The organism is Bacillus sp. FSL R5-0434 (assembly GCF_038004745.1).
In the GTDB taxonomy this organism is placed as follows: domain Bacteria; phylum Bacillota; class Bacilli; order Bacillales; family Bacillaceae; genus Bacillus; species Bacillus halotolerans.
Window position 1 is genome coordinate 1,326,900 of sequence record NZ_JBBORV010000001.1, and the last position, 19,414, is coordinate 1,346,313.

The 19,414-nt window shown below is 43.3% G+C and carries 23 protein-coding genes and 1 pseudogene; 18 read left to right on the plus strand and 6 right to left on the minus strand.

All coding sequences use genetic code 11. The features are described 5' to 3' along the window. Nucleotides 1–14: 14 nt before the first annotated feature. From NYE43_RS06900 to NYE43_RS06970, 14 genes are all read left to right on the plus strand, one after another. Nucleotides 15–992, plus strand: a complete 978-nt coding sequence (locus NYE43_RS06900) for an XkdQ/YqbQ family protein (RefSeq protein WP_341061368.1) — start codon at nucleotides 15–17, stop codon at nucleotides 990–992. Continuing rightward, nucleotides 992–1,258, plus strand: a complete 267-nt coding sequence (locus NYE43_RS06905; RefSeq protein WP_024121076.1) for a DUF2577 family protein — start codon at nucleotides 992–994, stop codon at nucleotides 1,256–1,258. Before NYE43_RS06900 ends, NYE43_RS06905 begins: the two co-directional genes overlap by 1 nt. A 58-nt stretch (nucleotides 1,259–1,316) precedes the next feature. Next, nucleotides 1,317–1,742: a DUF2634 domain-containing protein gene (locus tag NYE43_RS06910; RefSeq protein ID WP_024121077.1), complete on the plus strand. Its 426-nt coding sequence runs from the start codon at nucleotides 1,317–1,319 to the stop codon at nucleotides 1,740–1,742. Beyond that, nucleotides 1,735–2,781: a baseplate J/gp47 family protein gene (locus NYE43_RS06915; protein WP_044156236.1), complete on the plus strand. Its 1,047-nt coding sequence runs from the start codon at nucleotides 1,735–1,737 to the stop codon at nucleotides 2,779–2,781. Before NYE43_RS06910 ends, NYE43_RS06915 begins: the two co-directional genes overlap by 8 nt. After that, nucleotides 2,765–3,343 carry a YmfQ family protein gene (locus NYE43_RS06920; RefSeq protein ID WP_339236762.1) on the plus strand — a complete coding sequence of 193 codons (579 nt, stop codon included), beginning with the start codon at nucleotides 2,765–2,767 and terminating at the stop codon, nucleotides 3,341–3,343. The genes NYE43_RS06915 and NYE43_RS06920 overlap by 17 nt, the downstream gene beginning before the upstream one ends. Continuing rightward, nucleotides 3,340–3,612: a hypothetical protein gene (locus NYE43_RS06925; protein ID WP_198097782.1), complete on the plus strand. Its 273-nt coding sequence runs from the start codon at nucleotides 3,340–3,342 to the stop codon at nucleotides 3,610–3,612. The genes NYE43_RS06920 and NYE43_RS06925 overlap by 4 nt, the downstream gene beginning before the upstream one ends. Nucleotides 3,613–3,614: 2 nt before the next feature. Next, nucleotides 3,615–5,729 (plus strand): terminase, encoded by a 2,115-nt coding sequence (locus NYE43_RS06935; RefSeq protein WP_445213841.1) that lies wholly within the window; start codon nucleotides 3,615–3,617, stop codon nucleotides 5,727–5,729. Between the two features lie 10 nt (nucleotides 5,730–5,739). Further along, entirely contained in the window at nucleotides 5,740–6,069 is a 330-nt protein-coding gene (locus NYE43_RS06940) for an XkdW family protein (RefSeq protein ID WP_216394651.1), read from the plus strand. After that, on the plus strand, nucleotides 6,066–6,230 hold the full coding sequence (locus tag NYE43_RS06945; RefSeq protein ID WP_185848046.1) for an XkdX family protein: 165 nt from the start codon (nucleotides 6,066–6,068) through the stop codon (nucleotides 6,228–6,230). The genes NYE43_RS06940 and NYE43_RS06945 overlap by 4 nt, the downstream gene beginning before the upstream one ends. A 43-nt stretch (nucleotides 6,231–6,273) precedes the next feature. Continuing rightward, nucleotides 6,274–7,113, plus strand: coding sequence for a phage-like element PBSX protein XepA (gene xepA / locus NYE43_RS06950; RefSeq protein ID WP_216394650.1), 840 nt, complete (start codon nucleotides 6,274–6,276; stop codon nucleotides 7,111–7,113). 55 nt (nucleotides 7,114–7,168) lie between these two features. Continuing rightward, the gene (locus tag NYE43_RS06955) at nucleotides 7,169–7,438 is read left to right on the plus strand and encodes a hemolysin XhlA family protein (RefSeq protein WP_024121085.1); all 270 of its coding nucleotides are present in this window, start codon (nucleotides 7,169–7,171) and stop codon (nucleotides 7,436–7,438) included. 12 nt (nucleotides 7,439–7,450) lie between these two features. Beyond that, nucleotides 7,451–7,714, plus strand: coding sequence for a phage holin (locus NYE43_RS06960; RefSeq protein ID WP_024121086.1), 264 nt, complete (start codon nucleotides 7,451–7,453; stop codon nucleotides 7,712–7,714). A 12-nt stretch (nucleotides 7,715–7,726) separates the two neighbouring features. Further along, a complete protein-coding gene (locus NYE43_RS06965) occupies nucleotides 7,727–8,623 on the plus strand; it encodes an N-acetylmuramoyl-L-alanine amidase (RefSeq protein ID WP_216394649.1) in 897 nt (298 codons plus the stop codon). Between the two features lie 76 nt (nucleotides 8,624–8,699). Then, nucleotides 8,700–9,791, plus strand: a complete 1,092-nt coding sequence (locus tag NYE43_RS06970; RefSeq protein WP_255004241.1) for an acyltransferase family protein — start codon at nucleotides 8,700–8,702, stop codon at nucleotides 9,789–9,791. On the opposite strand, the gene spoIISC is transcribed toward NYE43_RS06970, so the two are convergent. The 6 genes from spoIISC to steT form a co-directional block, all read right to left on the minus strand. Further along, the gene (gene spoIISC / locus NYE43_RS06975) at nucleotides 9,788–9,940 is read right to left on the minus strand and encodes a three component toxin-antitoxin-antitoxin system antitoxin SpoIISC (protein WP_151174960.1); all 153 of its coding nucleotides are present in this window, start codon (nucleotides 9,938–9,940) and stop codon (nucleotides 9,788–9,790) included. The two genes, NYE43_RS06970 and spoIISC, sit on opposite strands and share 4 nt — an antisense overlap. An 83-nt stretch (nucleotides 9,941–10,023) precedes the next feature. Further along, a complete protein-coding gene (locus tag NYE43_RS06980; protein ID WP_024121090.1) occupies nucleotides 10,024–10,194 on the minus strand; it encodes a type II toxin-antitoxin system SpoIISB family antitoxin in 171 nt (56 codons plus the stop codon). Then, nucleotides 10,194–10,940 carry a toxin-antitoxin-antitoxin system toxin SpoIISA gene (gene spoIISA / locus NYE43_RS06985; RefSeq protein ID WP_024121091.1) on the minus strand — a complete coding sequence of 249 codons (747 nt, stop codon included), beginning with the start codon at nucleotides 10,938–10,940 and terminating at the stop codon, nucleotides 10,194–10,196. The genes NYE43_RS06980 and spoIISA overlap by 1 nt, the downstream gene beginning before the upstream one ends. Before the next feature lie 109 nt (nucleotides 10,941–11,049). Then, nucleotides 11,050–12,051, minus strand: coding sequence for an inorganic phosphate transporter (locus tag NYE43_RS06990; RefSeq protein ID WP_024121092.1), 1,002 nt, complete (start codon nucleotides 12,049–12,051; stop codon nucleotides 11,050–11,052). Between the two features lie 12 nt (nucleotides 12,052–12,063). After that, a complete protein-coding gene (locus tag NYE43_RS06995; RefSeq protein WP_010333926.1) occupies nucleotides 12,064–12,681 on the minus strand; it encodes a DUF47 domain-containing protein in 618 nt (205 codons plus the stop codon). Nucleotides 12,682–12,956: 275 nt separating this feature from the next. After that, entirely contained in the window at nucleotides 12,957–14,273 is a 1,317-nt protein-coding gene (gene steT, locus NYE43_RS07000) for a serine/threonine exchanger (RefSeq protein ID WP_099042852.1), read from the minus strand. A gap of 394 nt (nucleotides 14,274–14,667) precedes the next feature. Here steT and NYE43_RS07005 point away from each other — a divergent pair, with 394 nt between their 5' ends. From NYE43_RS07005 to NYE43_RS07020, 4 genes and pseudogenes are all read left to right on the plus strand, one after another. Further along, nucleotides 14,668–15,618 (plus strand): ring-cleaving dioxygenase, encoded by a 951-nt coding sequence (locus NYE43_RS07005; RefSeq protein ID WP_341061377.1) that lies wholly within the window; start codon nucleotides 14,668–14,670, stop codon nucleotides 15,616–15,618. Between the two features lie 143 nt (nucleotides 15,619–15,761). Next, nucleotides 15,762–15,857 (plus strand): annotated as a pseudogene (locus NYE43_RS07010) (hypothetical protein); the annotation flags it as partial. 8 nt (nucleotides 15,858–15,865) lie between these two features. Beyond that, nucleotides 15,866–18,040 (plus strand): glycosyltransferase family 39 protein, encoded by a 2,175-nt coding sequence (locus NYE43_RS07015; protein ID WP_341061379.1) that lies wholly within the window; start codon nucleotides 15,866–15,868, stop codon nucleotides 18,038–18,040. A gap of 12 nt (nucleotides 18,041–18,052) precedes the next feature. Continuing rightward, entirely contained in the window at nucleotides 18,053–19,024 is a 972-nt protein-coding gene (locus NYE43_RS07020; protein WP_341061381.1) for a glycosyltransferase family 2 protein, read from the plus strand. The last annotated feature ends 390 nt before the right edge of the window (nucleotides 19,025–19,414 follow it).

Sequence of the window (19,414 nt, forward strand, 5' to 3'; positions counted from 1 at the left end):
ACAGGTGATGTATGATGATAGAATTGTTCGTCATTAAAGATACAGAATGGCTTGAGCTGGTAGCGGAAAGCGTGTCGCTGGAGGGGCACCGATATCAAGCGCCGCGTTCTATTGAAGCGACCATCGTCATCAAACAGGGCGACCAGACGTATTACAGCGTCACAGAAGGAGATACCGTCTTGTTTAAGTGGAAGGGAAAAGAGCTTTTCCGCGGGATCGTCTTCGCCCGAACGCCTGATGAACATACGCTTGCCTTCAGTGCGTACGATATGCTGCAATATCTGGTCAAAAATCAGGATGTGTACGTGTTTTCCAATCAGCGTGCTGACCAGATGATCAGGAGGATCGCCAATGATTTTCAAATTCCGACAACCTCTATTGCGAACACAAGTCATACGATCAAAAGCCTTGTGATTAAAAATGATACGAGCCTGTACGACATCATATTGAAGGCTTTAAAACAGACAAAGAGCCAGACGGGACTGAATTATCAGCTGTATTCGGAAAAAGGAAAGCTCGGTCTGCGCGCTTGGCCAGATCCGTCGGAGATATGGGTGCTGGAAACCGGCGTCAATATTACGGGCTACCAATACAGCACGTCTATAAATGATACCGCAACACGGGTGATGCTGCGCCGCCAGAAGGATAATAAGACGTATAAAGCGTCTGCGAAGGACAGTTCAGGCTTAAACAAATACGGCGTGCTTCAATATACGGAGACCGTAACAGACGAAATTAACCAGGCGCAGCTTCAGCAGAGGGCCGACGTACGACTTGCTGAAAAAAAGGGCGTAAAAAAAGAACTGAAAAATATTCAGGCCATCGGCATTCCAGAAGTGCAGAGCGGCTTGCCTGTCTATATATCCATTCCGGAGGCAGGTATCAAAAAAACCTATTGGGTAGATACAGACCGGCATGAGTTTAAAGGAACGAAACATACGATGACCATTGATGTTGTCGAAAAGAATACGATGCCGGAAGGGGTTTCCTGATGAGACTGAGTGAAGCCATCAAACATTTGGCCGTCGGTGCGGTTGATGCTGAATCTCCGGTGGAGCTGCTCCCAGCTGAGGTGGTTTCGGTTTCTCCTGTTGAAATCAAATTAAAAGAAAACAGCAAACTGATTATACCGGCTGACGCCCTCATCATCCCAAAACGGATGCAGTCCGGAGGAGATGATGCACTCGAGCTGGGGGATCGCGTCATGACTGCAGCTCTGACAGGCGGGCAATCGTTTTTTATTTTAGATAAACTGTAAACAAAACCGCTTCGGACGAAGTGGTTTTTTATTTAGCATGTATAAAGGAGTGGGCATCATGGCCCTGACACCAGAAGTGGAGTTTGAGGATATTGAAGATGACGGCGAAGTCATTGAAACCTCGCAAACCTACAAAATAGATTTTGAAAACGGAAGAATTACAAATGAGCTGATTACCGGGCTTGAAGCAATCAGACAGTTTGTGTATATCGCCTTACAAACTGAACGATATGCGTATTCAGTTTACAGCCATAATGTCGGAAATGAGCTTCAGGACGTGCTTACAGATCATGAGACGACTGATGCCTACAAAAAAATGGAGATTCCAAGGCTCATAGAAGAGGCACTTGTTTATGATGACCGTATTTCCGCTGTAACAGACTTTGAGATAGAAAAACAAGGCGATGCGTTTCATGTTTCCTTTGTAGTCGAGACAGATGAAGGATCGCTTGAGATTGAGGAGGTGATTGGTGAAGATGTTTGAGGATCAGACCTTTGAAGATATTATGGAGCGTATGCTGAACAGCATCTCCGCAGATATTGACACGAGAGAAGGCAGTGTTATTTATAACGCATTAGCCCCGGCGGCAGCCGAGCTTGCGAAGTCGTATATATGGCTTGATACCGTGCTTGAGCTTGTGTTTTCTGATACTGCGCAAGGAGAGTTTTTGGACCGGCGCGCTGCGGAAGCGGGGATTGAACGGACAGCTGCCACAAAGGCCGTGAGAGCAGGGGAGTTCACAGCTGGCGTTAGAATTCCTGAAGGCTCCCGCTTCTATGTGGACAATCTTTATTTTCAATATACAGGAGACGGGACGCTTGTCTGTGAAACGCCGGGAGAAGCAGGAAACGCCAATCTGACCGGACGCAATCTGTTGTCACTGGATACCATCCCGGGATTGGAAAAAGCCATTGTCAAAGAAATCCTGATTCCGGGGCGTGAAGAAGAAGGAGACGATAGTTTAAGAGAACGGTATTTTACGAGGGTTCGGCGTGAGGCTGTCAGCGCCAATAAAATGCATTATAAAGAGTGGGCTGAAGAAGTGGACGGTGTTGGAAAGGCAAAGATCTTCCCGCTTTGGAACGGAGATGGGACGGTTAAAATTGTCGTCACGAATGCCAATCTTGAACCGGCTTCTGAAATCTTAATTCAAAAAGTGAAAGACTATATTGACCCTGAGCCCGGTCAGGGCGAGGGACAGGCGCCAATCGGAGCCGTTGTCACAGTGGAGAGCGCGGTCTGGAAGGAAGTTGAGATTTCTGCCGAGGTGCTTCCAGAAGTCAATCACTCGATTGATGAAGTAAAGACAGAAATTCAAGAAGGCGTTTTAAATCTCTTTAAGAAAATGGCATTCGAAGATAACATTATCCGCCTTTCTCAAATTAATAACATCGTCTATAATTCGCCGTCTGTCAGTGATTATTCAAATATTAAAATCAACGGCACTTCCGAAAATTTAGTGCTGAGCGACGTAGAAATCCCTAAGCTTGGGCAGGTGAATATCATTGAGCAAACAAGATGACATGATTTCATATCTGCCGCCGTTTCTCACCAGCTTAAAAGAAATGTCGGAGCTGCTGAAAGCGGAAGCACCTGAGTTTGATCAGCAAAATAACAGCATATTTGATCTGACAGACCAGTTATTTGTCCCGACAGCAACATGGGGGCTTAGCCGCTGGGAAAAGATTTTAAACGTGCCGCGGGAATCGGGAGACACCGATGAAATCAGGCGATTACGGCTCATTTCGAAGATGTCGAACATCCCGCCGATCACCTACAGGGCCATTGAGCAGGCGGTGAACCGTTTCTTAAAAAAACCGTCGGCACAAGTCCGCCTGCTGCCCGGTGAATACCGCTTTAATGTAGACATCAATATTGATGATCTCCAGCACATGAATGAGCTGATCGAAGCATTGGAAAATATGAAGCCGGCACATCTGACGTATACGCTCAGAGGCGGATTGAATGAGACGCTCCAAATAAAGGACACAGTCATCCTGAATCACCGAAGATACCGAACAGCCAGTGAGCTGAAGGTCGGTTATTCTGTCACCCTTAACAATAATGAGGTGGTCTTAACTTGATTTCAACCATATACAGAGAACGTGCAGCTGCCGATCTCAAAAGCAGAATTGATCACGTACTGCTTAACGGACAAAAAACAGAAATAGTAGAGCTCTCCATTGCCGGAGCGATAGTCACCGTTCTGACAAAACGTGAGGAAGACATCAAGCATATCGAAACGGTACAAATTGTTGACGAGCTGGGCAATGTCATTACAGAAAGAAAAACAGACCTGGACGTGAGTGAAAACAGAACACTCGATTTCAGATTTACCTTTGAGGTGGTGTAAACATGGCATACGAAGAAAAAACAGACTGGCTTCCGGATGATCCAATTAACGAGGACGACGTCAACCGCTGGGAAAAAGGCATAAAAGACGCCCACACCGACCTGGCTGCCCACAAAAACGACATGAACAACCCCCACAACACAACAAAGGCGCAAATCGGGCTGGGGAATGTGGACAATGTGCAGCAGGCGTCCAAGACGGATTTTGATGAACATGAGCAAAATCAGGTGCGGCATATTACAGAGGAAGAGAGGGTGAAATGGAACAGTGGACAGTTATCTAAGATTACAAATAATAATGGACAACCTATGTTCAATATCACGAGTGATTTCCATACAGAACTGTTGAACTATCCTACATTGACTTATTTTTCTTATACTGGCACGCCTCTAAATTCACCAGGCGGCTCAGGAAGAGGGTTTTGGACTTGCAGTGACAGCAAATTAAATGGTCATGTAATTGTGATGACAAATGATAATAAAACTTTCCGTAAAACTCTCTTAAACGGCAACTGGTCAAATTGGATTGAATTAGAGACGACGGAGGGCGCTCAAACAAAAGTGAACGCTCATGCAGGTAAGGCGGACATACATGTCACACAATCAGACAAAGACAAATGGAATAACAGTCAGCTTTTTAAAGTCACAGCAGATAACGGTCAAGCAAAAATATACTTAAGCGAAACAGATGATTTCCATGAAATTGTTCCGAAGAACGCTGGAATGGTTCATTTCACCTCGATGTCAAAAACGTTAAATGGTCCAGGTACTTCGGTCAGGGGCATATGGACAATCAATGCTGCCGGTGATTACGGTCAGATTATCGCTTTTGATAATGCTAATAAAACGTATCGGAAAACGATATCAGGAGGAAACTGGTCCGAGTGGATTGAATTAGAGACAACAGCTGGGGCAGAGGCAAAGGTATCTAATCATGCTAAGGATTCAGTAATACACATTACATCTGCTGAGAGAAGCAAATGGAATGGAGCTCAGCTTACTAAAATAACAAGCGATATAGGAGGGGTGTCCATTGCAGCAAACGAAGGAGAGGACATTCTTCAAAAAATAATTGATCAAGGTAGAGGCATGGGCACATTTTATGCACATGGAAAAGCTGTAAATGCTCCATCTCCATTTTCAATTAGAGGCGTATTTCATTTGACTAGCCAATCAACCGACGGTAAAGGTATGTTTGGTTGGGTCTTTGCTACTGATTACAGAAACAATGTCTTTACGAATTATTATGATGGAAGCACTGTTGCATGGCAAGGATGGAACAAGGTTGAAACTGAAACCAGCGCACAAGCTAAAGCGGATAAAGCTTTGTCTAATGCTAAAAACTATGTTGACACAAATTATACAAATCAAAAATTAACCGTGCTTACCGGCTCAAATGCAATCCAAGATGCGAGAACAAGCGGAAATGATTACCCAGCTGGTATTACTTTCATGGACATAGGAGCCAATAACACAACAGGATACCCGCTTACTTATGGAATTGTAAAAAATGAAAAGCATAGTAATTTTCGATTTGCTCAGTATTTTTATGGAACTGGAAATGAATCTAGCTCCTACTTTACTAACACAGGTTCTTGGATCCGCCATTGGTGGGCAGATTCAGGATGGACGGCTTGGCAGAAAATTTCTGGATTTGCTCACGCGAATATTGGTACTACTGGAAAACAGTTGTTAACAAAAGGCGAGTCTCAAAAAGTTAATTTCAATAGGAAAATAAAAGACAGCCATAACTGCTTTGATGCTACAAACAACCGTTTTGTTGTACCGAATGACGGAATGTATTTAGTCAATGCAGGTATATATATAGAAAATTATTTAGAATATGCAAACTATGAAACATCTATATATGTAAACGGGAGTAGATATAAAAACATCGCACATTATAGAATCAGCCCTTCGAATCCCGAAGATAATACGAACATTAATATAGGTATATATGGTGCAGCAACAGTATCTGTCAACAAGGGAGACTATATTGAGATTTATTTGTATGTTGGATATAACGGGCAGACACAACGCTATATCACAGATAGTTTAGGTTGGTACAACTACTTTGATATAACAGAAATAGGTGGCCAAAATTACCCTGTACGATAGGAGGTACAAAATGATATTATACGATGCAATCATGTACAAATACCCTGACGCAGTGCCAAGAAAAGATTTCGAGCTGCGGAATGACGGAGATGGTTCCTACATTGAAAAGTGGAACCTGCGCGCCCCGATCCCGACGCAAAAAGAACTGGAAGCCTGGTGGGAGGAATCGCAAAAAAATCCTCCGTACGAGCCGCCTGATCAGGTGGAGCTGCTTGCTCAGGAATTGTCGCAAGAAAAGCTGGCACGCAAAAAGCTTGAAGAGCTAAACAAAACGTTGGGGAGCGAGCTGTCAGATATAAAGCTTTCATTATTATCTTTGAAAGGAGAGAGTGCTGAATGAATTATTGGGTGCTTGCCCTCTACTATGAGTGGGCGACAACGGATATGGTGAAACAGGCCATCGCATATCAAGACTGTTCATTTGAGGATCTGGCAGAAGGCGTGAACAAAAAACTGATCACTTCTGGCCAGTATGAAGAAATTACCGGTAAAGCCATGTAGGCTTTTTTATTTTGCTCGTTTTTACATGAAAAGGAGGATAAAAATGGTCAAGTATCAATATGAATTTCCTCTCGATAAGACTGGAAAAGCTGGAGCTGTAAAGCCGTATAGAGGAGAAAAAACCGATTTTGTCACACCTGTTTCAAATCTCTCAGGTGTAGCGGAGATTTTAACAAATGCCGCGTTAAAGGCCACTGAGGCATACAGTCAGCTCGGACAAGACCGGCTTGGCGCAGTTCTGATTTCTAAAGTAAAGGGCTGGGCGTATGCAGATCGTGAAGGCACGCTCTTTATAGAAGAAAGCGACAATAACAATGTCTGGACAACGACAGCAGTAGTTAATGTTGCTGCAGGTGTTCTGACAGCGACTGACTGGGTGTATATCACGAAACGCTATTACCGATTTCGGTATGTTAACGGCAATCTCCAGCAATCGGAGTTTGTGTTATATCAATCAGTCGGCGCAGGTGAAATGGACGTACGCTTAAATGAAAATCTTCCTTTGCAAATCGATTTGAAGGAAAACCAAACAGACGATGGGCGGTTGAAAGTGGAAGCTGGCAAAACGTTTGACTTTGTTTTTCATGAAAATGCCGAGTCCGCCGGCGAAGGTACTGCTTTACCCGTGGACGGTGCCGCGCATTTACTCGTTGAAGTATTCGGCACAGCGGAAACGAGTGAGGTGAAATTTTGGGGGAAATCTGTGTCAGGACAGAAACTTCCAATCAGAGGCGTGAAATCGGATGATGCTTCTTCCGCTTGCAGCACCTTAGGCAAGGATGAGGCTTGGTCCTTTGATATTAAAGGCTTTAAGGAGATCGTAATGGAGATTGCCAGCATGACCGGCGGGAGTCTATCAATTAAAGGAACCGCGGTCTCTTAACCATTGCAATTGGCCTCGGAAAGGAGGTGATCCGCATGTAAAGGAGGAGTGAATGATGCAGCAAGACATAGATGTTAATGTGTTTCAGCAGGATTTAGCAGACATGAAAGGCGAGCAAAAAGCGCTCGAACAGAGAGTTTCGGCATTGGAACGCGTGTCTGACCGGCAAGACCAGCAAATCATGACGCTGAACGAAAAATTAAACAAAATTGATGAAAATACAACATGGATTAAGCGCACCATTACAGGTGCCATCATTACAGCAGTGTGCACAGGTATCATAGGCGGAGCCATCGCCATTATGTACAACCTGCTGCAGCATTAAAGGGGGATTATCATGAAAACGTATGATAAAGGCACGGTCACTAGGACGGTGCTTCTTTTGCTTGCGCTCATCAACCAGAGCATGCTGATGTTTGGCAAATCACCATTGGACATACAGGAAGAGCAGGTGAATCAGCTTGCAGATGCTCTGTATTCAGCAGGATCAGTGATCTTCACAATTGGGACAACACTAGCAGCTTGGTTTAAAAACAACTATGTAACAGAAAAAGGGAAAAAGCAACGCGACTTGCTAAAGGAAAATAATCTGACGAAATAAGGAGAGATGAAAATGGTTAACATTATTCAAGACTTTATTCCGGTCGGTGCCAATAACCGCCCAGGCTACGCGATGACACCTCTTTATATTACCGTACACAATACAGCGAATACGGCAGCAGGCGCCGATGCCCAAGCGCATGCCCGCTATTTGAAAAACCCTGATACGGCGACAAGCTGGCATTTTACAGTTGATGATACAGAGATTTATCAGCATCTGCCGTTAAATGAAAACGGCTGGCATGCAGGAGACGGGAACGGAAGCGGCAACCGGGCTTCTATTGGGATTGAAATTTGTGAAAATGCGGATGGCGACTTTGCACAAGCAACAGCTAATGCCCAGTGGCTGATCAAAACATTGATGGATGAACACGGTATCAGCCTCGCTAACGTCGTGCCTCACAAATATTGGTCAGGGAAGGAATGCCCTCGAAAACTGTTGGATACGTGGGACTCGTTTAAAGCGGGAATTGGCGGTGGCGGGAGCCAAACTTACGTCGTAAAAAAAGGTGACACACTTACATCCATAGCGAGAGCGTTCGGTGTTACTGTTGCTCAGCTGCAAGAGTGGAACAATATCGAAGATCCGAATCTCATTCAGGTTGGTCAAGTGTTAATTGTAAGTGCTCCTTCGTCCGCTGCAGAGCCAGAACTCTATCCGCTCCCTGACGGTATCATTCAGCTGACAACACCATATACCTCAGGCGAACACGTCTTTCAGGTGCAACGAGCGCTGGCGGCTCTCTACTTTTATCCTGATAAAGGAGCTGTGAACAACGGAATTGACGGCATTTATGGGCCGAAAACAGCAGACGCGGTTGCGCGTTTTCAGTCTGTTAACGGTCTACCCGCCGACGGTATCTACGGACCTGCGACAAAAGCGAAGATCAGTACTCTATTAGTTTTGTAGAAAAAGAAAACATTGACAACGTCTGCTAGTAAAACCATACTGAATATGAGAAATTTGTATTTTGGGTGGTCATACTGTGCAAAAAGATATTAAATTAAATAACGTCAAAGGCGTATTGATATTTTTGGTTGTATTTGCCCATCTGCTGGGTGTCAGTAAAAGCGGGCTGGAAAATATGATTGAAATCATTTATTCATTCCACATGCCTGCTTTTATTTTTCTAAATGGTTATTTTTCCAAAAGGCCATCAATCAAAAAAGTTATCAATCTCATACTGTTATATGTTATTTTTCAAACCTTTTACTGTGTGTACCGTTACTACGCAGGGAACTTTTCTGTCATTCAATTTACTTACGGCAGCCCGCATACTCATTTATGGTATATTGTCAGTCTGGGCAGCTGGTATGCGCTGGCTATCATTCTAAAAAAAATTAACGTGAGAAAAATCTTACAGGCAGCTTTGCTGATTTTGTTGCTGGGGCTAAGCTTTTATTCCAGGTTTTATGCAGATCAAATTATAGAGTTTATCAAAATATATTATAGCAACATGCATACGCAAACACTGTCTATATTAAGAACCTTTGTTTTCCTTCCGTTTTTCCTGGCTGGTTTTTATTGTTCAAAAGATCTCATGTATAAAATATACAGCTCTTTAGACAAATTTAAGTTTAAATTATTTTTCACTTTATCTGTCTCTGTATTGGTATTTATTATTTTGGATGAGCATAATGATAAATTTGATCAGCTGTTTTTTGGTTTCCTTGGCTACCAAAAGTTCCATATAGAGAATCTTAGTTATACAGGGATTGTACTTTTTCATTATTCCTTGGCTGTGTTAGGCATTTATTTAATATTAAATGCAGTTGGTGCTAGTAAAAGCAAGTTGACCCAATGGGGAGAAAACTCACTTGCTATCTTTTTATTTCATATGATTTTTGTCTTTCCGCTTTTTAATCACAATAGTTGGTTAAACGAGCAAAACCCTGACACGCGGTTGATTATTTGTTTTACGATGGCATTAGGAATAACGTATCTATTTGGATCGCGTGCATTTAACCGGATAGTGAAATATATCATTTATCCAATGAGGTATTTAGAAATCATTTATGCAAGGCTCCTTAATCAAACAGATAAAAATGATGAATATAAAAAGCGACATATTGTTTAAGTGTCGCTTTTTTTTGTCCGTTTATTTAAATGTTTCAATATCATGGCACTCCGCTCCCTCACCCGAAGCGAATACCCGGAAAAGCCAAACCTCCCGTAATCAATAACCTTCACACGCCGCACCAATTTTTTCACTGTATCACCTGACATTATCCTCTGTTTGTTTTATTATATGTAACCCCTTAAGAAAAGGAATAAGGACAAGAGCTGTTTCTCTTGTCCTTTTAGTGTGATCATGCTTTTTTTCGTTTATACTCATCAATCAGCCGTTCGTTTTCTTTGAAGATTCTTGCTGTGTGCGGGCTGACTTGATAGCTTGCGACACTGGTGGTTGAACGTTTTTTCAGGATTTTAAACGGTTTCTTTGCCCGCGGATGGCATCCGTTTTGAAACGCGTTTTCCATTATCCTTCACCTTCCTCCTCAATTGGCAGCACCAAATCATATATGCTCGTTAATGATGTGAAAAGCAAATAATCAAATTCCGTTACAATACTGTCAGACGTCAGTTTGATGACATAGCTCTGTGTCTCGATTGTAAAGGGAATGAGCACTACTTTTCCATACTGGTCGTAATAGACATCCTTTCGATCCAGCCTCGTTTGCACGTCAGCGGGATCCTCCATGTGCTCGGTTAACCGGTCTTTATCAGACTGTGTCGAATAGTGACAAAGGCTGGCCGTCAGATTCATTTTATCAGCATAGGTTTTCAGCAGTTTATCAATTCCTTCAGCATATGCTTCTATACTTCCATAATAAACATGAATCGGTTCGTTTTTCAATAGATATTGGTATGTTTTCAGCCGATCGAGATACATGTGGAGCATTTCGTTGTTTTCTTCGAGAATTTCTCTTGTGTCTGTTTCCAGTTCACTGCCGGCCAGTTTTTTCACATAAGCGCTCAAAAAGATAAAAGCGTCAATTAAAGCAAAGCTGACAGCGACAATGACATACCGTTCCCAGTTTGTGAACAGGGAAGAGGGATCATATGTCCAGTATATCATGGCGCCCAAAACAAACAGCAAATACCATGTTTTTCGGATGGCGGACATTTTTTCTTTGACCTTCGCTTCGAACCGCCACGTGGCGTATACGTATAAGCCTAAAGCGGCCATAGTGCACCAGACCATGATTTGAAAGAATAAAAGCATACATCAATCCCTCGCATCTGAAATAGGTTCTGATTATTGTATTCTAGAAATGCGGCTGGTTTTCCTGTTTCATCAAAAAAACCGCTCCTTTGACAGAAGCGGTGAAACATTAAAAAATCATATTTAAGATAAAGTAGGCGATAGCACCAAGTGTCGCTGAAATCGGAAGCGTGATGACCCATGTAATGAGCATCCGCTTAGCTGTGCCCCAGTTTACGCCTTTTACCCGGTGTGATGCACCGACGCCAAGGATTGATGAAGAAATGACGTGGGTTGTACTGACCGGCAAATGAATAAATGTGGCGCCGAAAATAATGGCTGCCCCGGTTAAGTCAGCGGATACACCGTTTACCGGACGAATCTTCATGATTTTTCCGCCAACGGTTTTAATGATTTTCCATCCGCCGATTGAAGTTCCGAGACCCATGGCTGTCGCGCAGGCGAATTGCACCCAGGTTGGAATATCATTAGCAGAAGTATGTAAATTTGCTGTGATGAGAGCCATTGTGATAATTCCCATTGCTTTTTGCGCATCGTTTGTTCCGTGTGTATAGGATTGCAGGGCAGCAGTTATAATCTGCACTCTGCGGAATTGCTTGTTCGTTTTCGCCAAATTGCTGTCTTTGAAGATCAGCTTGACGATGCTGTAAAGAATATAACCAAGGACAAAGGCAATAATTGGTGATAAGATGAGTGCCTCAATGATTTTAATGAAGCCCTTATAATTTAACGCAGTAAATCCGGCTGCCGCAACGGCTGCACCGGCAATCGCCCCGATGATGGCATGGGATGAGCTGCTTGGGATGCCGTAATACCAAGTGAGCAGGTTCCACGCTATTGCTGCGACTAAAGCAGCCAAAATAACAACAGAGCCATTTTCCAAAGTATAAGGGTCTACAATATCTTTCGTAATGGTTTTGGCAACACCTGTAAACGTCATTGCTCCGACAAAGTTCATCACTGCCGCCATTATAATGGCATGGCGCGGTTTCAACGCTTTTGTTGATACTGAAGTCGCAATTGCGTTCGCCGTATCATGAAACCCGTTGATGAAATCAAACGCCAGAGCAAAAATGACTATTAGTATCGTTAATATAAATAGAATATCCATTTTTACCCCTCGTTACGCGTTTTTCATAATAATGGTTTCAAGATTATTGGCAACACTTTGGCACGAATCGGCAATTTCTTCAAGTGTTTCGTAAATTTCACGATATTGAATGACTTTAATTGGATCTGTTTCATTTCCGAAAAGATTCTTTAATGATTTTCTGTGCAGGTTGTCACAGCTGTGCTCATACTCTTTAATTTTGATCGCGTGAGGCTGAATATCCTTTAAGCGGTTTTCTGCCAGCAGCTCAATTGTAATCAAAATTTCTTTCGCGCATTCTCTGATGTATCCGCTGAATTTATCGATATGCTCGTCTGATGAAGTAATTGAGAAAATCTCCATCATGGCAGAGAAATGTTCGATTCCGTCAAGCACATCATCCAGGCTGTTTGTCAGCTGAAGGATATCCTCGCGCTCAATAGGAGTGATGAATGCTTTGTTAAGCTCTTTGATCATGACATGAACATGATTGTCACCTTTTGTTTCATATTCCTTTAACGTATCTGCAAACTCTTTAAGCGTCGTTTGGTTAGTGACCTTAAAATTCAAAAAATATTCTGCAGTTTCGTCTATGTTCTTTGCAATTTCTGTTAAAAGGAGTGAGAACTTATCTTTTTTTCTTCTTATCATTAAAAACCCTCCATAGTTTGAATGAACAATGCACACATCAAATTATTATATAGCCTTTTGTCGAAAAAAAACAGGAAAAGTCGAAAAAAACGCGGCTTGACTTTTTCGATAAAACGTGTCTCCTTATTTTGGCCTACTTCACCTCAAAAAAACGAACCAAGTTTGCAAAATCTTTCTGGTTAACGTAAAAAGTATATCAAAAGTTGTGTTTTTTTTGTCAACATTTATCTTCTGATTCACCAAAAAACGGTTCCCTAAACAAAGGAACCGTTTTTTTAGCTGGCTTTTCGTTTTTGCATCCAATAATACACAGGGAGTCCGGCCAGACCGATGAGAATTGATAATCCGCAGCTTAATGTGTCTGTAATGAGTGTGCTTCCCAATACAAAGAATGAACCTGCGATCGCCAATATCGGCATGAACGGGTAAAGCGGAACACTGTAAGCACGCGTTTTTCCCTTTGTTTGTTTGCGAAGAATAAATACTGCAAAAAAGGCCATCACATAAAAGATATAGATCATAAAAATAGAGATTTCAGAGAGCTTATCAGGATTACTGATGAGCATCAGGATGATCGCCACAGCGATTTGGAAAGAAATCGCAATCCACGGTGTGCGGAATGTCGGGTGCACGCGGGACAATTTCTCAGCAAAAGGCAGCTGTTTTCGTTCTGCCATCGCAAAGGTCACACGCGGGAAAGAAAGAACCTTTCCGTTTAAACAGCCGAAGATGCTGACAATAATTCCGATACTGACCAGCTTTCCGCCGATTGAACCGAACAGCATGCTGGCAGCAGTGCTTGTCGCATTTTCTCCAAGTGTCACAATTTCGTTTGCGGACAGGATGTGAAGCAGCGCAAAATTAATGAAGATATAAATGGCTGTTACGATTAACAGTCCGCCAGTCATTGCGCGAGGCAGAAGCTTCTCAGGATTTTTCATTTCTCCGCCGAGAGCCGCAAGCAGGATCCATCCGTCATAAGCAAACAATGTGGCCAAAATGGCTGCACCGAAATTCATATCAGAAATGCTTTCGTTTACGGCTGTAAAGATATGCTGATCGCCTTTCCAAAGGCCGAAAATAATGATACAAGCAATCGGAATCAGCTTTCCGACCGTTGTCAGCGTTTGAACAAAACCGCCGTATTTTGTACCGATAATATTAATTACACATAAAAAGATAACTGCGATAATACCGATTACCTTTGATAGTCCTGAACCCCAGCCGAAAAGATTCGCCATTAAAGATCCAAAATATAAACCGAGTGCCCCGATAATCGCCGGGCCGTAAATAATGATCTGCACCCAGCCGCATAAAAATCCCCAAAACTCGCCGTATACTTCTTCAAGATACGTATAAAGTCCGCCTGTTTTCGGAATCTGCGTACCGATTTCTGCAATCGTCAGTCCGCCTGCCAGCGTTAATATACCGCCCAACAGCCACGCAAATAGCGCAGTTTTTGAGTCTCCTGAATAAGCGAGCACAGCACCGGGCTTCATAAAAACGCCGGAACCGATAATGGTTCCAATAACAAGAGTAAGGGCAAACAAGAGGCCTATCTCTTTTTTTAAACCGTTTTCTTCAGTATGCATGTCCTTAACCTCCTATGATGAAGCTTCGTGATGAAGAATCTATTTTTCATATTGTAAACCCTATTTTAGAAAAGTGAAATAAAATAAATTTTCTGATTTTCGATATTTGCTTTATTTCCATTCGTAAAATCTGTGAAATCGTCTATTTACTATCTCTTGAAACGAATGAAATTGAGGATAATCTTATCTAAAGTTCGTGTTTTGCGAAAGGTGTTCAAGCGGAGAATGAGCACATTAAACGGCTGACAGCGGGACTTAGCAGGATGCAGGACCTAGATGAAGCTGATATGTTGACTTTCGTATGTGAATAAAATACCTTGTAATTAGGAAAATAAATATACATCTTTAATATAATATCTCGAAATCGAGATAAATTGACCTGGAGGGACAGCATATGAAAGTCAACGGCATTCACCACGTGTCCGCATTAACAGCTGACGCGCAAAAAAACTTAGATTTCTATAGTAAAGTATTAGGATTAAAACTCGTCAAAAAATCCGTAAACCAAGATGAACCGACGATGTACCATCTATTCTACGGAGATGAAGTGGCAAATCCGGGAACGGAACTGACGTTTTTTGAGATTCCCCGCATTGCGCCGTTTCATGCGGGAACAAACAGTATTTCTTCTATTGGATTGCGTATTCCAAGCACAGAAGCGCTGCATTACTGGAAAGAACGTTTTGAAGAGCATCAGGTGGCGCATAGCGGCATCGCCCAAAGAGCCGGACGTGACATATTGGCGTTCGAAGATCATGAAGGACAGCGCCTTGTGCTGACTGCTGATGAGAAAGGCAAAGGTTATGGTCTGCCTGTTAAACAAAGCGGCATTCCGGAAGAATTTTCATTTCGCGGGTTAGGGCCTGTTGAATTGACAGTGCCGTACGCTGAACCAACATTACATGTATTAACCAATATTCTTGGGTTTACAGAGGTCAGCCGAGAGCCGGTTGAAGGACAGGGAACAGCGGTCATTTTAGAATCTGGAGAAGGCGGTGCGGCCGCAGAAATCCATTTAATTGAAAGAAATGATCTTCCGCGCGAACGTCAAGGAAAAGGAAGTGTCCATCATGTCGCATTTCGCGTGAGAGACGAAGAAGAGCTTGCCGGATGGCACCGCATCATCAGCCGGGAAGGCTTTAGCAACTCAGGCATCGTTGAGCGCTACTATTTCAAGGCGCTGTATTTCAGAGAACCGAACGGCATTCTGTTTGAATTATCTACAGACGGTCCGGGCTTTATGGTTGATGAAGAAATTGATGAGCTTGGCCAAACCATCGCTCTTCCGCCATATCTTGAGCATAGAAGAGAGGAAATCGAAGCAAGACTGAAGCCGATTCAATAACGATATATTGTGATTCTTTGCCTTCCGGCGTCACCGGAAGGCTATTTTTGTTCAAAAACGGCTTACATATGGATATTAGGTACAAAATATCAGATTTAGATCAGGATAAAGACCCGAAAACTTTTGCTTTTATAGACTGATCGTATGAATTGGTTTTGGCAAAAATATTGCCTTTGTTTATTAATAGTTTTTTCATATTTGCTTGTTACACTATTTCAAAGTTAGACGAAAAGGAGTGAAGACAAACGTGGAAAAGAAAAAACGCGAGCTGGACATCTTCCTGATTCTCATTTTGCTCGCATCTGCATTTTTAAATATCTATAACATCTGGAATGATGATACGGTGAATCCTTATTACACCGCTGCAGTCTCAAGTATGATGCAAAGCTTTCATAATTTTTTCTATGCCTCATTCGACGCGGCGGGGTTTATAACGGTTGATAAACCCCCTATTACGTTCCAAATACAAACCATCAGCGCACTTATATTCGGTATGCACGGCTGGAGCGTCATCCTGCCTCAGGCATTTGCTGGTGTAGGTTCTGTCCTTTTAATGTATCTGTTAATAAAACCAACATTCGGTAAGACGGCAGCAAGAATTGCCTCTTTCATCATGGCGTGTACACCGATTGCGGTGGCTGTGGCCCGGACAAACAATGTTGATGCATTACTGGTATTTTTCTTATTGCTGGCTACATGGCTTCTCTTTAAAGCCATCAGAAAAGGAAAGCTGATCTGGCTGTTAGCAGCATTTTTCGTCGTTGGTGCAGGTTTCAACACAAAAATGCTTCAAGCTTATATGATTTTGCCGGCTTTCTTATTGTTCTACCTGATTGCGGCAAACGCCACAATCAAGAAAAAAATCGTTTCATTGGTAAGTGCGTTAGCCGTATTAGCAGCCGTTTCGTTATCGTGGCCGCTCATCGTTGACAATATCCCTGCGAGCAAGCGGCCTTATATCGGAAGCAGCCAGACCAACTCTGTTTTGGAATTGGCTTTCGGATACAACGGAATTCAGCGGCTGACAGGACAAAATTCCGGCGGCGGTCAGGGCGGGTCAAGCGGAGACGCACCAAAAGAAATGCCTTCTGCGGAGAACAGTTCATCTGACGCTCAGGCACCGCCTAATCAGTCATCAAGCAGCAGCTCATCAAACGATGGCAAATCTGCAAATGGCAATATGACGGCACCGCCATCCAATGGGGAAATGCTAAGCGGCGGTCAAGGAGGCCCTCCGAGCGGCGGAGATGGCGGCCAAGGCGGACCCGGCGGAGACGGAGGGAAAGGCGGTACAGGAACCGGCTCGAAAATGAAATCAGGTACAGGAATGTTCGGAACGGGAACACCTGGCCCGCTTCGGCTCTTCCAACAAGAACTATCTGATCAAATCAGCTGGCTGCTGCCATTTGCGCTTTTTGGAATTGCAGGCTTGCTGATTGCAGGCGCGCGAGAAAGAAGAAGATTATCTGTTGATCAGAAGGAGACGGTGTTCTGGGTTGCATGGCTTGTGCCGATTGCCGGATTCTTCAGCGTAGCAGAATTTTTCCATCATTATTATCTCATTATGCTGGCGCCGCCGATTGCTGCACTTATCGGAGCTGGATGGGTTGCGCTCGTTCAGTTATACCGAAACCATACAGGCTGGAAGTCTTGGCTTTTGCCGGCGGCGATGATTGCCACAACAGGATTTGAATTGTTTATTCTGAGAAACTACAACGATCAAATCGGTGTTGGATGGAGTATCGGCGTAGGGGTTATCGGTGCGTTATCTGCCATTGCTCTTTTGATTTTTAAACAGCGCCAAAAACCGCTCACATATTATATATCACTTGCAGGTCTTCTCTTATTGCTTGTGATGCCGATTTATTGGGCAAGCACACCTCTTCTGTACGGAGGAAACAGCTCTCTTCCTGAAACAGGGCCGCAGCTCGCTTCAAGCAGCGGAAAAGGCATGGGAATGAACGAGTCGAGTGTAAATGAAAAATTAATTGAGTATTTAGAAGAAAACAACTCCGGAGCGGAATATTTATTCGCCACAACTGATTCAAACACGGCGGCTCCGTATATTATCAAAACGAAAAAGGCCGTCATGACGATCGGCGGATTCAGCGGTTCTGACCCGGCCATCACGCTGACTCAATTTAAAAAGCTCGTAAAAGAAGGAAAAGTGAAATACTTCTTGGCTTCAGGAATGGGGAAAGGCGGAAACAATGAAATTGTCGAATGGGTTCAAGAAAACGGCAAGAAAGTTTCTTCTGATAAATGGCAGTCAAGCGCTGATCAGCAGACATCATCTGATCAGACTGATTCATCAGGTACGTCAAGCGAGAGCAACGCTTCAGGCCAAACCGGCAAAATGGGCGGTGGGCCTGGCGGAATGAACCAGTCAGCTGCATTATACGAACTACATGCTGATGAATAGGAGGAAAAAAACATGAGCAGACATATTCAATATTCAATTGTGGTACCTGTGTATAATGAAGAGCTTGTCATTCATGAAACCTATCAGCGCTTAAAAGAGGTCATGGATCAAACGAAGGAAAACTATGAGCTGCTATTTGTCAATGACGGCAGCAAAGATCGCAGTATTGAGATTTTAAGAGAACACAGTCTGATTGATCCGAGAGTGAAAATCATTGATTTTTCCAGGAATTTTGGGCACCAGATCGCGATTACAGCGGGAATGGATTATGCACAGGGGAATGCAATCGCCGTCATTGACGCCGATCTGCAGGACCCTCCTGAGTTAATTTTAGACATGATTGAAAAGTGGAAGGAAGGCTATGAGGTCGTATACGCCGTACGGACAAAACGAAAAGGGGAAACCTTATTCAAAAAACAGACAGCGGCCATGTTTTACCGGCTTCTCAGCAGCATGACAGATATTGATATCCCGATTGATACCGGGGATTTCCGTCTCATGGACAGAAAAGTCTGTGATGAAATGAAAAAATTAAAGGAAAAAAATCCTTTTGTCCGAGGACTCGTCAGCTGGGTAGGCTTCAAACAAACAGCAGTTGAGTATGTACGTGATGAAAGGCTTGCCGGAGAAACGAAATACCCGCTTAAGAAAATGCTGAAGCTTTCAATGGACGGCATTACGACATTTTCACATAAACCGCTGAAACTGGCAAGCTATGTCGGGGTCTTAATGTCAGGCGCAGGATTTCTGTATATGTTTATCGTACTGTATTTGAAGCTGTTCACCGACAGCACCATTACCGGCTGGTCATCGCTTATCGTCATCCAGCTCCTGTTCAGCGGCATCGTACTTCTGATACTGGGCATGATTGGTGAATATATCGGCAGAATCTATGATGAAGCCAAAGACCGGCCGCTTTACATCGTACAGAAATCGTACGGGATTGAAAATAAAAGACTCTATAGAGACCAGCATATGTCCTAACCTGAAACCCCTGTCCATTACGGACAGGGGTTTTTTATGTGCTGTATGGTGATCAAAGTAAAAGATGCTGATAGGGAAGGAAGAAGAGACTGTGAACTTGCACTGCGGTTCACCGCGAGCTGAAATCAGCTGTTAGATTGAGGGTTTTTTAAGAAACGCATAATCACAGCAGTGCCTGTTATGTTTAATAGAATACTGGTCCCCAGTGTAACGCCCCATGCCAATGTTGATGCAGGAAGGAGAAAGCTCAGCATCAGAAAAGCCAACCCTGCGCAAATTATGCTCAATCCACGGTTTTCATGTCATACCTCCTTTTTAAACAATGCTTCAAGCATCTGATTAGAATGATGTCAGCCTGTATCATATACGGGTGGCTCAGCAGAAAGTTTC